This window comes from Actinomadura sp. NPDC048021, from assembly GCF_040653135.1.
Lineage (GTDB): Bacteria > Actinomycetota > Actinomycetes > Streptosporangiales > Streptosporangiaceae > Spirillospora > Spirillospora verrucosospora.
On the sequence record NZ_JBEZJQ010000025.1, the window covers coordinates 50,958 to 63,981 of the forward strand.

Annotated in this window: 13 protein-coding genes; 8 read left to right on the plus strand and 5 right to left on the minus strand. The window is 72.0% G+C overall.

What is annotated here, in order from left to right:
• The first annotated feature begins 137 nt into the window (after positions 1-137).
• The 4 genes from AB0C87_RS32725 (at position 138) to AB0C87_RS32740 (ending at position 3,866) form a co-directional block, all read left to right on the plus strand.
• On the plus strand, positions 138-596 hold the full coding sequence (locus AB0C87_RS32725) for a nuclear transport factor 2 family protein (protein WP_360581063.1): 459 nt from the start codon (positions 138-140) through the stop codon (positions 594-596).
• Positions 597-688: 92 nt separating this feature from the next.
• The gene (locus AB0C87_RS32730; RefSeq protein ID WP_360581064.1) at positions 689-1,909 is read left to right on the plus strand and encodes a hypothetical protein; all 1,221 of its coding nucleotides are present in this window, start codon (positions 689-691) and stop codon (positions 1,907-1,909) included.
• Positions 1,909-2,694: an SDR family oxidoreductase gene (locus AB0C87_RS32735; RefSeq protein ID WP_360581066.1), complete on the plus strand. Its 786-nt coding sequence runs from the start codon at positions 1,909-1,911 to the stop codon at positions 2,692-2,694. Before AB0C87_RS32730 ends, AB0C87_RS32735 begins: the two co-directional genes overlap by 1 nt.
• Before the next feature lie 14 nt (positions 2,695-2,708).
• Positions 2,709-3,866: a sulfotransferase gene (locus AB0C87_RS32740; protein ID WP_360581068.1), complete on the plus strand. Its 1,158-nt coding sequence runs from the start codon at positions 2,709-2,711 to the stop codon at positions 3,864-3,866.
• 36 nt (positions 3,867-3,902) lie between these two features.
• Here AB0C87_RS32740 and AB0C87_RS32745 read toward each other — a convergent pair whose 3' ends face one another.
• Positions 3,903-5,324 (minus strand): DHA2 family efflux MFS transporter permease subunit, encoded by a 1,422-nt coding sequence (locus AB0C87_RS32745; RefSeq protein ID WP_345178118.1) that lies wholly within the window; start codon positions 5,322-5,324, stop codon positions 3,903-3,905.
• A gap of 142 nt (positions 5,325-5,466) precedes the next feature.
• Here AB0C87_RS32745 and AB0C87_RS32750 point away from each other — a divergent pair, with 142 nt between their 5' ends.
• The 3 genes from AB0C87_RS32750 (at position 5,467) to AB0C87_RS32760 (ending at position 8,365) form a co-directional block, all read left to right on the plus strand.
• Positions 5,467-6,450, plus strand: coding sequence for a sigma-70 family RNA polymerase sigma factor (locus tag AB0C87_RS32750; RefSeq protein WP_360581070.1), 984 nt, complete (start codon positions 5,467-5,469; stop codon positions 6,448-6,450).
• A gap of 89 nt (positions 6,451-6,539) precedes the next feature.
• On the plus strand, positions 6,540-7,316 hold the full coding sequence (locus AB0C87_RS32755; protein WP_345178122.1) for a class I SAM-dependent methyltransferase: 777 nt from the start codon (positions 6,540-6,542) through the stop codon (positions 7,314-7,316).
• 167 nt (positions 7,317-7,483) lie between these two features.
• Positions 7,484-8,365 (plus strand): diacylglycerol kinase family protein, encoded by an 882-nt coding sequence (locus tag AB0C87_RS32760; protein ID WP_345178124.1) that lies wholly within the window; start codon positions 7,484-7,486, stop codon positions 8,363-8,365.
• 21 nt (positions 8,366-8,386) lie between these two features.
• Here the strand turns inward: AB0C87_RS32760 and AB0C87_RS32765 are convergent, their stop codons facing one another.
• From AB0C87_RS32765 to AB0C87_RS32775, 3 genes are all read right to left on the minus strand, one after another.
• Positions 8,387-9,235 carry a class II glutamine amidotransferase gene (locus AB0C87_RS32765; RefSeq protein WP_353831029.1) on the minus strand — a complete coding sequence of 283 codons (849 nt, stop codon included), beginning with the start codon at positions 9,233-9,235 and terminating at the stop codon, positions 8,387-8,389.
• 199 nt (positions 9,236-9,434) lie between these two features.
• Positions 9,435-9,992: a snapalysin family zinc-dependent metalloprotease gene (locus tag AB0C87_RS32770; protein ID WP_345178128.1), complete on the minus strand. Its 558-nt coding sequence runs from the start codon at positions 9,990-9,992 to the stop codon at positions 9,435-9,437.
• 30 nt (positions 9,993-10,022) lie between these two features.
• The gene (locus tag AB0C87_RS32775) at positions 10,023-10,745 is read right to left on the minus strand and encodes a trypsin-like serine protease (RefSeq protein ID WP_360581073.1); all 723 of its coding nucleotides are present in this window, start codon (positions 10,743-10,745) and stop codon (positions 10,023-10,025) included.
• 657 nt (positions 10,746-11,402) lie between these two features.
• On the opposite strand from AB0C87_RS32775, the gene AB0C87_RS32780 reads away from it, so the two are divergent.
• A complete protein-coding gene (locus tag AB0C87_RS32780) occupies positions 11,403-12,365 on the plus strand; it encodes an isocitrate lyase/PEP mutase family protein (protein WP_360581075.1) in 963 nt (320 codons plus the stop codon).
• Here the strand turns inward: AB0C87_RS32780 and AB0C87_RS32785 are convergent.
• Positions 12,302-12,877, minus strand: coding sequence for a hypothetical protein (locus AB0C87_RS32785; protein ID WP_360581077.1), 576 nt, complete (start codon positions 12,875-12,877; stop codon positions 12,302-12,304). The genes AB0C87_RS32780 and AB0C87_RS32785 overlap by 64 nt on opposite strands.
• Positions 12,878-13,024: the final 147 nt, after the last annotated feature.

A 13,024-nucleotide genomic window follows, 5' to 3' on the forward strand; every position in this document is an offset into this window, starting at 1 on the left:
CGGGCACCGATCAGCCGATGCCGACCTTTTGCCGGATCTTTGGTCCGGCCGGAGCGGCGCACCCCCTTCCGCGGGCCCGGCCCGATGGGTAGAACGTGTTCTTGTGTTTTGCCGGAGGAGCTAGGAGGCTGGGGCGCATGGATCTGGTTGCGCTGGAAGAGATTCGGCGGCTCAAGTACCGGTACCTGCGGTGCGTCGACCTCAAGCTGTGGGACGAGTTCGCCGGGGTGTTCACCGAGGACGCGGTGGCGGAGTACGACACGCCGGTGCTGGGCGAGACGCTCAGGCTGGAGGGGCGGGACGCGATCGTCGAGTACATGCGGTCCAACCTCGGACCGGACAAGATCAGCACTCACACGGCCGGCTGCCCGGAGATCGACCTCGACGGGGACCGGGCGACCGGGATCTGGTCGCTGGACGACACGATCATCCTCCCGGGGGACCGGCTGCTCATCCGGGGCGCCGCCTTCTACCACGACGTCTACCGGCGGGACGGCGGCGCATGGCGGGTCGAGAAGACCGGGCACCGGCGGACCTACGAGTACATGGTGTCGCTGGACGACGCGCCGAGCCTGAAGTTCACGACCTCCCATTGAGCGGGACCCGGCCTTTGCCCGCTGCTTAGAACGCGTTCTAGTCTCCCTCTCGCCAGAGCACGGCCTCGCGCCCGCGACCCGAGGAGAGCCCGGTGGCCACCGATCCAGCCGAAGGCAGCACCGACCGCCCGGACGCCGCGACGCGCTCGTTCGCCGACGCGGTCGTGGAGGCGGAGCGGATCATCCGCGCCGCGCCGCACGTCAAGACCGACCAGGACCTGGCCGAGGGCCTCGACTACCTGGCCGGCAGCATCAAGGCGTCACTGCACATGGTGGGCGCCTACCAGCGGGACTATCCGTTCTTCGCGTCGTCGACCGGGCCGTACACCAAGCTCGGGCTCGACAATCCCGACACGCTGTACTTTCACGCCTACATCCGGGACGACGCCGAATACGTCGTGACCGGGCGCCGGGGGACGACCGCCGACCTCAGTTTCCAGGTCATGAACGGCGACTACTCGCCGGCCAAGTCGCCCGACAGCCTCACCGCCTTCGACGACCGCGAGCTGGACATCGCCGAGGACGGGACGTTCCGGCTGCGATTCGGCCCTCCGAGGGAGGACGCCGGGCCCGGCTACGTCGCGCTCGCCCCCGGCTCCGCGATGCTCATCGTGCGGGAGGTCTTCAGCGACTGGGAGAACGAGAGGCCGGGCGAGATCCGCATCCACCGGGCCGACACGCTCGGGACCTCCCCGCTGCCGGTCCCGTCCGACCGGATGGCCCGCCGGTACGAGATCGCGGGCAAGATGCTGGTGTCGCGGATCCGCACCTTTCTGGCCTTCCCGGAATGGCACTACCTGCAGTTGCCGGTCAACACGCTGACCGAGCCGCGGCCCACGCCCGGCGGCCTGGCGACGCAGTTCTCGTCCGTCGGCCACTACGACCTGGACGACGACGAGGTGATGGTCGTCACCTGCCCTGCCGCCGATCGTGAGGTGGCGCCCTACCAGGGCTTCCAGCTCGGCAGCATGTGGTACGTCTCGCTCGACTACATCAACCACCAGACGAGCCTCACCGCGGACCAGGCCCGCGTGGACGAGGACGGCATGATCCGGTACGTCGTCAGCGAGCGCGATCCGGGGCTCGCCAACTGGATCGAGCGGACCGGGCACCGCCGCGGCTACCTGCAGTTCCGCTGGCAGAGGCTCGCCCGCGACCTCACACCCGAGGACGGGCCGAGCGTCGAGGTCGTCCCGTTCGCGGACCTCCCGCGCGCCCTGCCCTTCCACGAGAGCCAGCGCGTCGGGAGGCGGGAGTGGGCGGAGCGGATCGCCGCCCGCCAGACCGCCGTGGCGAAGAGGATGCTGGGCTGATGGGCGCCGGACTGCTGGAGGGCAAGGTCGTCGTCGTCTCCGGCGTGGGCCCGGGGCTCGGCCGGGGGCTCGCGCTCCAGTGCGCGAGGGCCGGGGCCGACGTCGTGCTCGCCGCGCGCAACGAGGAGCGGCTCGCCGAGGTCGCCAAGGAGGTCGAGGACCTCGGGCGGCGGACCGCGACCGTCCCGACCGACATCCGGGACGCGGCGGCCTGCGAGCGGCTGGCCGCGACCGCGCGGGAGGCGTTCGGCCGGGTGGACGGCCTGGTCAACAACGCCTTCGCCACCCCGCCGCTGACCGACCTGACGAAGGTCGACCTCGACGCGGTGCGGGCGGGCTTCGAGACCAACGTCCTCGCCGCGCTCCACCTGACCCGGCTGTTCGTCCCGGCGCTGGAGGACTCCCGCGGCTCCGTCGTCATGATCAACTCGGCGGTGCTGCGGCACTCCCGCCGGACGTTCGGCGCCTACAAGATGGCCAAGGCGGCGCTGCTGGCGATGGCGCAGAACCTGGCCACCGAGCTCGGGCCGCGCGGGATCCGCGTCAACACGATCGCGCCCGGCTACATCTGGGCGCCCAACCTCAAGTGGTACTTCCACCACCTCGCGGAGAAGCGCGGCGTGACGGCGCAGCAGGTCTACGACGAGAACGCCGCGACGACCGACCTGCGCAAGCTGCCCGAGCCCGACGAGGTCGCCGACGCCGCCGTGTTCATGCTGTCGCCGCTGGCCCGCGCCGTCACCGGCCAGTGCCTGGACGTCAACTCCGGCGAGTGGCACCACTAGGAAGGGACGGACCGATGACGAACGGTCGCGACAGCGTGGGGACCGTCGAGGACCTGCACGCCTCGGCCGCCAGGATCACCGGCTCGGACGACTTCGGCGGCGACGAGTACCTCGACGGGCTGAAGGTGCTGCTGGAGTCGCTGGCCGGGGAGGCCGGGCTCACCCCGCTCGGCAACAGGGCGCAGCGCGCGATGCTGCGCGGCGCCCTGGTCGCCCGGCAGTACTCCGAGGCGGCCTGGCGGCGGCACCCCGGCCACGCGGACGTCCCCGTCGAACGGCCGATCTTCGTGACCGGCCTGCCCCGCACCGGGACCACGGCCCTGCACCGGCTGCTCACCGCCGACCCCGCGCACCAGGGCCTCGACCTGTGGCTGGCCGAGGTGCCGCAGCCGCGCCCGCCGCGCGAGACCTGGGCCGGCGACCCGGTCTTCCAGGCGATCGACGCCGGGTACCGGCGGCACCACGTGGAGAACCCCGAGTTCATGGGCGTCCACTACATCTCGGCGGACTCCGTCGAGGAGTGCTGGCAGCTGCTCCGCCAGAGCATGCTGTCGATCTCGTTCGAGTGCCTGGCGCACCTGCCGGGCTACTCGTCCTGGCTCGCCGGGCAGGACTGGACGGACGCCTACCGCAGGCACCGGCGCAACCTCCAGCTCATCGGCCTGAACGATCCCGGACGGCGCTGGGTGCTGAAGAACCCCAGCCACCTGTTCGCGCTGGACGCGCTGCTGGAGGTCTATCCCGACGCGCTGATCGTCCAGACGCACCGCACGCCGCGCACCGCGATGGCGTCGATGTGCAGCCTGGCCGCGCACGCCACCGCCGGATGGTCGGACGTGTTCGCCGGCCCCGTGATCGGCCGCGACCAGCTCGACCTGTGGGGCCGGGGCCTCGACCTGTTCCGCGCCGAACGGGCGCGCCACGACCCCGCGCGGTTCGCGGACGTCCACTACGACGACTTCGTCCGCGACCCGATCGGCACGGTCGAGTCCGTCTACGCGCGGTTCGGGCTGCCGTTCACCGGCGACGCCCGCGCCGCCATGACGAGGCTCCACGGCGAGAGCTCCACCGGCGCCGCGAAACCCGCCCACCGGTACTCGCTCGCGGACTTCGGCCTCACCCCGGAGCAGGTCGACGAGCGCTTCGCCGACTACGCCGCCGGACTCCGGTGATCCGCCGACCCGCCGACGGCACGGCTTCTCCACGCTTCAGCGGGTCGGCTCGGGCGCGCGTCGCGGAACCGGCGGCGCCGGAAGGGGCCGGGCCGTCCGGTCGGGTCCGGGCAGGAACAGGGCGGCGACCGCACCTGCCAGCGACAGCGCGCCCGTGAGGGTGAGGGCGGGCCCGAAGCCGTCGGAGAAGGTCCCCGCGGTCCCGTAGCCGCCCTCGGCGGTGAACACCGCGGCGGCGACCGCCACGCCCAGCACCGCGGCGAGCTGCCGCAGGGCGTTGAACACGCCGGACGCCTTGCCGATCTCCCGCGCGGCGACGGAGTTGATGACCGCGGTCTGCGCGGCGGGCATCGCCATGCTGATCCCGGCCCCCGCGACGACCATGGGCGCGATCAGCTCCGGATAGGCGGTCGAGGGCCCGGCGGTGAGGCCGATCCACCCCATCCCGATCGCCTGCAGGGTCAGTCCGGCCGCGGTGAGGGGACGGGCCCCGACCCGGTTCACCAGCGCCCCCGCGGCAGGCGCGATCACGGTCACGGTCGCCGTCCACGGGACGAGCTGGAGCCCGGCGGCCATCGGCCCGGCCCCGAGGACGGTCTGGAGGAACTGGGCCATGAAGAACAGCGAGCCGTACAGCGCCGCGTACATGAGGAGCCCGGCGGCGTTCCCCGCGGAGAAGCCGCGCGAGCGCAGCAGCCGCATCGGCACCATCGGCTCCCGGGTCCGCAGCTCCCAGGCGACGAAGGCGGCGAGCAGCAGGACCCCGGCCGCCAGCGCGCCGTCCACCTCGGCGGCGTCCCAGCCCGAGCCGTCCGCGCGGACCAGGCCCCAGACCAGGCCGAGCGCGCCGCCCGTCACCAGCAGGACGCCGCCGAGGTCGAAGGAGGCCCCGCCGCCGCGGCTCTCAGGGACGTACCGGAGCACCAGCGGGATGACCGCCAGCCCGATCGGCACGTTGAGCCAGAAGATCCATTGCCAGGCCAGCCCCTCGGTGACGATCCCGCCCACCACGGGCCCGGCCACCACCGCCAGGCCGGTGACCCCGGCGAAGGCGCCGAGGGCCCGGGCGCGCCGCTCGGGCGGGACGCCATGGCTCAGCAGCGCCATCGCCAGCGGCATCACCAGCGCGGACCCGCACCCCTGGACGGCGCGGGCGGCGATCAGCCAGCCGATGCCGGGGGCCGCCGCGCAGGCCGCCGAGGCCGCCGTGAACAGGCCGAGCCCGCTCACGAACATCCGCCTGCGCCCGAACCGGTCGCCCAGCGCGGCGCCGGTCATCAGCAGGACGGCGAAACTGAGCCCGTAGGCGTTCACGGTCCATTCGAGCTGTTCCATGGTGGCGGACAGGTCGAGCCGGATCCTGGCCAGCGCGGTCGTCACCACCGTCGCGTCCAGCGCCACCATCAGCGACGCCGTCGCGGTCAGGCCGAGCAGCCCGCCGCTTGTCCTCTGCGCCATGCGCGTTCCCTCCAGGTGATCGGGCGAGCCGGCCGGTGGCTCGCCGTCGCCTGTACAAACCGCCCGCGCGGGCGGTACTCAGCGGGTGGAGGCCGACGAATCCGGCCCCGCTCTCCGGTCAGTACAGGGGGAGGTGCGTCCTATGAAGACCGATGAGAGAGATGCCGGTCCCGAGGAGTTCGGACGGTTGACGGATCCGTTCAGGCGGGAGCTGCTGGCCTACTGCTACCGGATGCTGGGTTCCGTCCACGACGCCGAGGACCTGGTCCAGGAGGTGTACCTGCGAGCGTGGCGAGCGTATGCGTCCTTCGACGGACGGGCGTCGCTGCGCACGTGGCTGTACCGGATCGCCACGAACGCCTGCCTGAACGCTCTGGAGCACAGCAGCCGGCGCGTGCTGCCTTCGGGCCTGGCCTCGCCGTCCGGCGACGTGCCGCCGCCCGGGTCGCGCGCCCCGGAGGTGCCCTGGCTGGAGCCCCTGCCCGACCGGCTCGTCGGCGGTGCGCCGGAGGACCCTGCTGCGGTCGTCGCCGAGCGGGCGAGCCTGCGGCTGGCGTTGATCGCCGCCTTGCAGTACCTGCCCGCCCGGCAGCGGGCCGTCCTGGTCCTGCGGGACGTGCTGGGCTGGTCCGCCGCGGAGGTCGCCGGAACGCTCGGGATGACCGCCGCGGGGGTCAACAGCACGCTGCTGCGCGCCCGGTCCCGCCTGGAGCGGCTGGTCCCCGCCGGCGACGAGATCGCCGAGCCGGACGAGCCGGCGCGCCGCGAGCTGCTCGACCGGTTCGCCAAGGCCTTCGAGACGGTCGACATCGCCGGGCTCACCCGGCTGCTCACCGAGCAGGCGGCCTGGGAGATGCCGCCCGTTCCGCACTGGTTCAGAGGCCGGGAGGCCATCGGCCGGCTGCTCGCCGCGCGGCTGCCCTCAGGCCGCGATCCCCACCTGCTCGTGCCCGTCCGCGCGAACGGCCAGCCGGCCTTCGGCGCGTACCTGCGCGGCGAGGACGGGATCCTGCACGCGCATTCCCTGATGGTGGTCACTCCCACCCGCTCCGGAATCGCCCGCATTTCGAGTTTTATGGCCCCTTCCCTTTTCGACGACTTCGGCCTTCCCCGGGTGCACGAATGATCACTTCCGCCGCGCCGCCGCTTTTACGGGGCGCGGCGGAAGGGTAGGTCACGAGGCGAACCGCAGGTGCTCCTTGGGGGACGAGCCCGATGACGAAAGCGCTGCCGCCCACCAGCCGGAATCGCGCGAGCCTGGCGTACCGGCTGCGCTACGCCGCCCAGAATCCAGACAAGATCGGTACATATCTGTCACGCATGGCGCGCGACCTGAAATTCCGGGTCTCCAGCCGCGACCACGTCGCCTACTACCGGGCCGTCATGAGGGCCGACGCGGCCCGGAGCCCGGAGGCCGCCGTCGGCAGCCCCACCCGCGAACGCTGGCTCGCCCTCGGCCAGATGCAGTTCGACTACCTGCTCAGGCACGGCCTCAAGCCGGACGACCGGCTCCTGGAGATCGGCTGCGGCAACCTGCGCGCCGGCTGGCGGTTCATCGACTACCTCGACGCCGGCAACTACTACGGCATCGACATCTCGCCCGACATCCTGCTCGCCGCGCAGCACACCCTCGTCCGCAACGACCTCCGCGAGAAGCTGCCGCACCTGACGCTGGTCGGCGACCTGAAACTGCGGTTCCTGCCCTCGGAGCACTTCACGGTCGTCCACGCGCACAGCGTCTTCAGCCACTCGCCGCTGGAGGTCATCGACGAATGCCTCGCGAACGTGGGGCGCGTCCTCGCCCCCGGCGGCTTCTTCGACTTCACCTTCGACCGCACCGAGGGAACCGAGCACCACGTCCTGCGCGAGGACTTCTACTACCGCACCGAGACCCTGACCTCCCTGGCCGAGCGCCACGGCTTCACCGCACGCTTCATGGACGACTGGGAGGACCTCCCGCACGGCCAGTCCAAGATCCGCGTCACCCGGTGAGGCGGTACGGGGGCCGCGGCTCCCGTACCGTGGCACCGTGACCCGTCCTACACCCGCCACCGGCATCATCCGGGCGGGGGAGGGAAAGCAGAAGCGGTGTGGGATCCCCCCAGGCCTCCGTCGCCGAGCAACGCCCCCGGAGGCTCCGCACGGCCGATCTGAGGACCATGATTCTCTTCACCAACGCCAAGGCCGGCACGCATGACGCCCAGACCTTGGACCGGGTGGCCGCGCTGCTCAGGGACGCCGGGCGGGACGTCACCGTCTGCCCGTGCGTCGCGCCCGACGACCTCGACGAGGCGCTGGACAGGGACCGCAAGGCGGTCGTCGTGGCCGCGGGCGGCGACGGCTCCATCAACCGCCTGGTCAGCACCCTGCACCGGCGCGGCGAGCTCGACCGGACGGTCGGGCTGCTGCCGATGGGCACCGGGAACGACCTCGCCCGCAACCTCGGCATCCCGCTCGACCCCGACGAGGCCGTCCGCCTCCTGCTGGACGGCGGGCACCGCGAGCTGGACATGGTCGTCGACGAGGACGGCCGCGTCACCCTCAACGCCGTGCACGTGGGCATCGGCGCCTCGGCCGCCGAGAGCGCCACGCGGTTCAAGCGCACGCTCAAGGTCGCGGCGTTCCCGCTCGGCGCGGTCATCGCGGGCCTGCGCCACTCCGGGTGGCGGCTGCGGGCCGAGGCGGACGGCGAACTCGTCGCCGAGGGCAAGTTCCTGATGGCCGCGCTCAGCAACGCGCCCGGCATCGCCGGCGGCTCCGCCCAGCTGGCCCTGGACGCGCATCCGGGTGACGGGAAGATGGAGCTGGTCGTCTCCGCCGCCACCGGGCCCTTCGCGCGGATCGCCTACGCCCTGCGCCTGCGCGACGGCAGCCACCGCCACCGGGACGACGTCCTGCACGTCACGGCCCGCAAGGTCACGATCAGCGGCGAGGAGTTCCGGAGCAACAGCGACGGTGAGGTGTCCGGTCCCTACACCAGCCGCACCTGGACCCTGCACCCCGGCGCCTGGCGGCTGATCGCCCCGCCCCGGCCCGCCTGAGGACGGGCCGCCGCCGGAACGTCAGGCGGTGCTCTCCTCGGGCTTCCGGACGGGGACGAGAGGATGCAGCTCGTGGGTGCCGGGCCGCACGACCGCGTACGAGCTCTCCGGCACCTCCGTCCACGCGCCCTCGAGATGGTGGATCGGCTCGGACACGACGAACCGCGCGTCCGTCCCGAGCCGCTGGAGGACGTCCAGCCCGGGGTAGAGCGAGCGCAGCTCGGCGATGTCGGTGGAGTAGAAGAGCGACCTCGTGCGTCCCTGACTGGAGTAGCGGAACACCCAGATCGACTCGCCCTCGCTGGTGGCCACCGTCATCTGCAGCGGATCGGGCACTCCGTGGCGACGCCCGAGGTCCTCGACGAGGCCGATGGTGCGGGCGACGGCGCCCGGCGGGTCCTCCCGCAGGCCGAAGGTGAGGGCCAGGTAGAACAGGGCCTCGGAGTCGGTCGTGCCCTCGATCTCGGGGTAGAGCGAGGGATCGACCGCGAGCATGACGTCCCGCTTCAGCCGTGGGTAGTCGGCGATGGCCCCGTTGTGCATCCACAGCCACCGCCGGTACCGGAACGGGTGGCAGTTGCTGCGCTGCACCGCGGCGCCGGTCGAGGCCCTGACGTGGGCGAACAGCAGCGGGGTGCGGATCTCCCGGCTGATCTCGCGCAGGTTCGGGTCGTTCCAGGCGGGAAGGACGCTCTTGTACACGCCCGGGATCGGCCGGTCCCCGAACCAGCCGACGCCGAAGCCGTCCCCGTTCGTGGTCTCCGCCCCCAGCCGGGCGTGCAGGCTCTGGTTGATCAGGGAATGGGCCGGCCGGAAGAGCAGGGCCTCCGCCAGGGCCGGGTCCCCGGAGTAGGCCATCCACCTGCACATCGCCACCACCTCGCATCGACTCGCCGCCGCGGCGACCGGGAGCCCGTCCCGGGATTCGGTCAGGTACGAACCCCCTTTACTTCCTCCCTACCCGATGAGACCCGCGCGCACCAGCGCGAACGGGGCCGGACGCGCGGCACCGCGGGCACGTGTCGGCGTCGTGCCCGCGGTGCGACGCGGTCGGAGAAGGAGCGGACGGTCAGAAGACGAAGCAGTCCGCGTACCGGGTCTCCCGGCTGAGCGCGGCGGGCACGAGACCGCCCGCGTTGCGGGTGACCTGGGCCGCCTCGGTCGAGTGCGGGGTGGTGCTCTGGCAGGACGTCGGCGAGCTGTGGCCGGACATCAGGTAGTCACAGCGCCCGTTGCGGTTGTCGGGCAGGCCGAGGGCGTGACCGAGCTCGTGCGCGGCGATCCTCGGCGGGTAGAAGCCGTCGTTGACCGCCTCGCGCCCCATGTAGATGGTGGCGCGGCCGAAGCCGTTCATGTAGGTGCGGGGCCAGCCGTTGTCGGCGTACACCTTCACGGTGGCCTGCGCACCGGTCGCGGCCCTGAGCTGGATCGCCGGCACGGCCGCGTTCCACGCCGCGGCGCCCTGGTCGACGGCCGCCCTGAACTCCTGCGCGGCACTGGCGTCGTAGTAGATGGTGCGGACCGCGACCGGGGCCGCGGCCGACGCCGGCTCGACGGCGAGGGCGGGCACCAGGAAGGACAGGCCGAGCGTGACGGCCAGCGCCGCCATGATCCTGCGAAGTGACATGGGAGCTCCTCGGGGGTGGGGGGCGGGGGGTCAGCGGCCGATCTGCTGGTTGATCCAGGACAGGTACGGCGCGATGCCGGTGTAGAGCGTGGTGGTGGCGCACTCGCCCAGGTTGTCGCCGGGGCCGTGGGTCTCGCCGACGAGCGTCCAGTCGCCGCGGGTGCCGACGACCGCCGGGCCGCCGGAGTCGCCGTGGCAGGCCGAGTGCGTCCGGTCGCCGGAGACGCACACGTCGTTGGCGGTGCCGCCGCCGGTCGCGCACCGGCTGCTGGGCAGGATCGTCAGGTCGATCTCCTGGAGGACGGTGGCGGTCCTGCAGCTCGGCCAGCTCATGCAGCCGAAGCCGAGCAGCCGCACGGGGGTGCCCGCGGCGGGGTTGGACTGCGCCATCTTCACCGGGGCGGACTGGGCGGGGGTGGAGAGGTGCATCAGTGTGAGGTCGGTGCCCGACCGGGTGGTGCGCCGGTCGATCTGGCGGACCTCGCCGCCGGAGTTCTTGTAGGTCGAGCCGATCCGGGCCTGCGACGCCGAGCCGCAGTGGTTCGCCGTGACGATCCACTGGGCCGCGACCAGGCTGCCGCCGCAGCCGTTGCTCAGCGACACCATCCAGGAATAGGTCTCGGTGGCGTTGTGGCCGCCGATGATCGGCACACCGCCCTCACCGGGGGGCTCGGCGGCGTTCGCGGACGTCACACCGCACATCGCGAGCGCGAAGGCGCACGCGACCAGCGTCGCCTTCAGCAGTTTGCGCATGACGGTTCTCCAATCGGGGGGTCGTGCCGCCGGGGCCGTCCTGCTCGCGCGCGGAGCGGGGGGCGCGGCCCGGAACGGCGGGTTCGCTGCTCGTCCTCGGCTCCGTCGCGGAGCACCGCCCGCCTTTCTCGGCGGGCTTGCGGGAAAACGCGTTCGCGATAAAGATGACGGCGGCCGGCACGGGCCGGACCGGCATGCTCCTGCGCATGCGACGGCGAATTCGTCTTCTCGCGGGGACCACAGCTACGGGAGAGTAGCCGAGGAAAACGAGCCCCCTCCAGAAGGTGAAAAGCGCTAGATGTTCAATGTGTATTTCGAGGGGCATAGAAACCCGCCGGTTCCAGCGCGTTCACCCGGCGTTCGCAGAGCGCGTCCGCCGCCCGCCGGAGGCCGGGCCCGGCCGGGTCGGGGCGGTCAAGCGCAGCTCCCGCAACGGTCGCGACGAATAAAAGAACAATTCCGAACATCACCCGTCAAAGCGGACCGTTTTCTTTGCCTTTTTGCCGCCTCCCTCCCCTTCCTTGACCCGCGTTTTGCTTTGCGCATGGGTAACTATTCACGACACGGAATACCGACTGCGGTGTGGTCGCCACAAGCCGTGGCGTTCCGTATTGGTCGGACAAGTCGCCCGCGCCCCATGCAACGAAAGGAGAAAAGGTGAACTACGGAGAAGAGCTCCGACGCGAGATCAGGTCGGAAGGCACCACCCCGCTGATCGGGGTTTTCGACATGTTCTCCGCCTCCGTCGCCGCGCAGCACTACAACGGACTCTTCGTGTCCGGCTTCGGCTTCGCGGCGTCGCACTACGGCCTTCCCGACATCGGCTTCATCGCCTGGCCCGACATCGTCGCGTTCGTGCAGCGGCTGCGGCTCGCCTTCCCCGGGCGGCACCTGCTCGTGGACATCGACGACGGCTACGTGGACCCCGAGGTCGCCTGCCACGTGGTCGAGCAGCTGGAGCTGATCGGCGCGTCCGGCGTGATCCTCGAGGACCAGCAGCGGCCGCGGCGCTGCGGGCACGTGGACGGCAAGCGGATCCTGCCGCTGCAGGAGTACCTCGACAAGCTCGACATGGTGCTGCGGACCCGGCGCGACCTCGTGGTGGTCGCCCGCACCGACGCCGGCGAGGAGGACGAGGTGCTGGCCCGCGCCGAGGCGCTGGCGCGGACCGACGCGGACGTCGTCCTGGTCGACGGCGTCCGGAGCGTCGAGCAGATCCGCCGGGTCCGGACGGTGATCGGCGACAAGCCGCTGCTGTTCAACCAGATCGCGGGCGGGAGGTCGCCCCGCATCTCGCTGCCGGAGCTGACCGAGCTCGGTGTGGAGGTCGCGATCTACAGCACCCCGTGCCTGTTCGCCGCCCAGAGCGCCATGGAGGAGGCGATCGTCCGGCTCAAGCGCGACGACGGCCGCCTGCCCGAACCCACCGCGGGGAGCGTCGGCGTCCGGGAGTCGCTGGCCCTCCTCGAACGCAACATCAGCCGCAACCACCCCAGGCCGGAACTCGCCGCGATGTTCCCGGGCGGCGGCGCCTTCTCCCGGCCCGTCGCGGCCGGTCACAGCAGGAAGACGAGCATGGCGGCGACCACCACATCGATCACGCCGCAGGCTTCGGCGTAGGAGCGGGAGACGACCTTGTCGAGCTTGAGGTGGACGGCGTCCCACACCCCGTGCAGGAACCAGCCGGCCGCGACGAGGTAGCGGCCGAGGTCGGGGTCGACCGCAAGGCTCGCGAACGCGAGGGCGCCGAACCCGACCATCCCGGCCGCCTGCGCCCCGAAGACGGCCCGCCCGTCCGGCGCCTCGGCGAACGCCCCCCAGACGAGCAGGACCAGCGCGGCGGCCGTGATGACGGCGGACAGCGGGACCACGTCCAGCATGCCGATCGCGGCCATGGCCACGACCATGGACCCGACGACGGGCCAGGACGCCCCGCGCCGGCCGATCCGGGCGAGGATCAGGTACTCCAGGGCCAGCAGGAGCAGCAGCTCGCCGAACCCGGAGACCGCCTCGTCCGGGTCGCCGAGGCCGCCGCCCCAGATGAGCGCCGCGGCGGCGAGGGCCGCCGCCGTGGGCCAGCGACGCATCAGCGCGTGACCCCGGCCATGGCGCGTGGCTTCCTGTGCTGGCACGGTGCTCCTCCTCGGGTGGGCGACGCATCCACCCTCGGGCGGCGCGACGGTCCCGGGTAGTGGCGGACCACCACGTGCGCGGATGACATCTGTCATGCGAATACCGGACAAATGACACCCGCCCCGGACGCCTTCCGCTGGAACAAT

Excerpts from the sequence above, each read along its gene's own strand:
- AB0C87_RS32725 (WP_360581063.1), top strand. The coding sequence starts at position 138 with ATGGATCTGGTTGCGCTGGAAGAGATTCGGCGGCTCAAGTACCGGTAC.
- AB0C87_RS32735 (WP_360581066.1), top strand. The coding sequence starts at position 1,909 with ATGGGCGCCGGACTGCTGGAGGGCAAGGTCGTCGTCGTCTCCGGCGTG.
- AB0C87_RS32740 (WP_360581068.1), top strand. The coding sequence starts at position 2,709 with ATGACGAACGGTCGCGACAGCGTGGGGACCGTCGAGGACCTGCACGCC.
- AB0C87_RS32745 (WP_345178118.1), bottom strand. The coding sequence starts at position 5,324 with ATGGCGCAGAGGACAAGCGGCGGGCTGCTCGGCCTGACCGCGACGGCG.
- AB0C87_RS32750 (WP_360581070.1), top strand. The coding sequence starts at position 5,467 with ATGAAGACCGATGAGAGAGATGCCGGTCCCGAGGAGTTCGGACGGTTG.
- AB0C87_RS32755 (WP_345178122.1), top strand. The coding sequence starts at position 6,540 with ATGACGAAAGCGCTGCCGCCCACCAGCCGGAATCGCGCGAGCCTGGCG.
- AB0C87_RS32760 (WP_345178124.1), top strand. The coding sequence starts at position 7,484 with ATGATTCTCTTCACCAACGCCAAGGCCGGCACGCATGACGCCCAGACC.
- AB0C87_RS32765 (WP_353831029.1), bottom strand. The coding sequence starts at position 9,235 with ATGTGCAGGTGGATGGCCTACTCCGGGGACCCGGCCCTGGCGGAGGCC.
- AB0C87_RS32770 (WP_345178128.1), bottom strand. The coding sequence starts at position 9,992 with ATGTCACTTCGCAGGATCATGGCGGCGCTGGCCGTCACGCTCGGCCTG.
- AB0C87_RS32775 (WP_360581073.1), bottom strand. The coding sequence starts at position 10,745 with ATGCGCAAACTGCTGAAGGCGACGCTGGTCGCGTGCGCCTTCGCGCTC.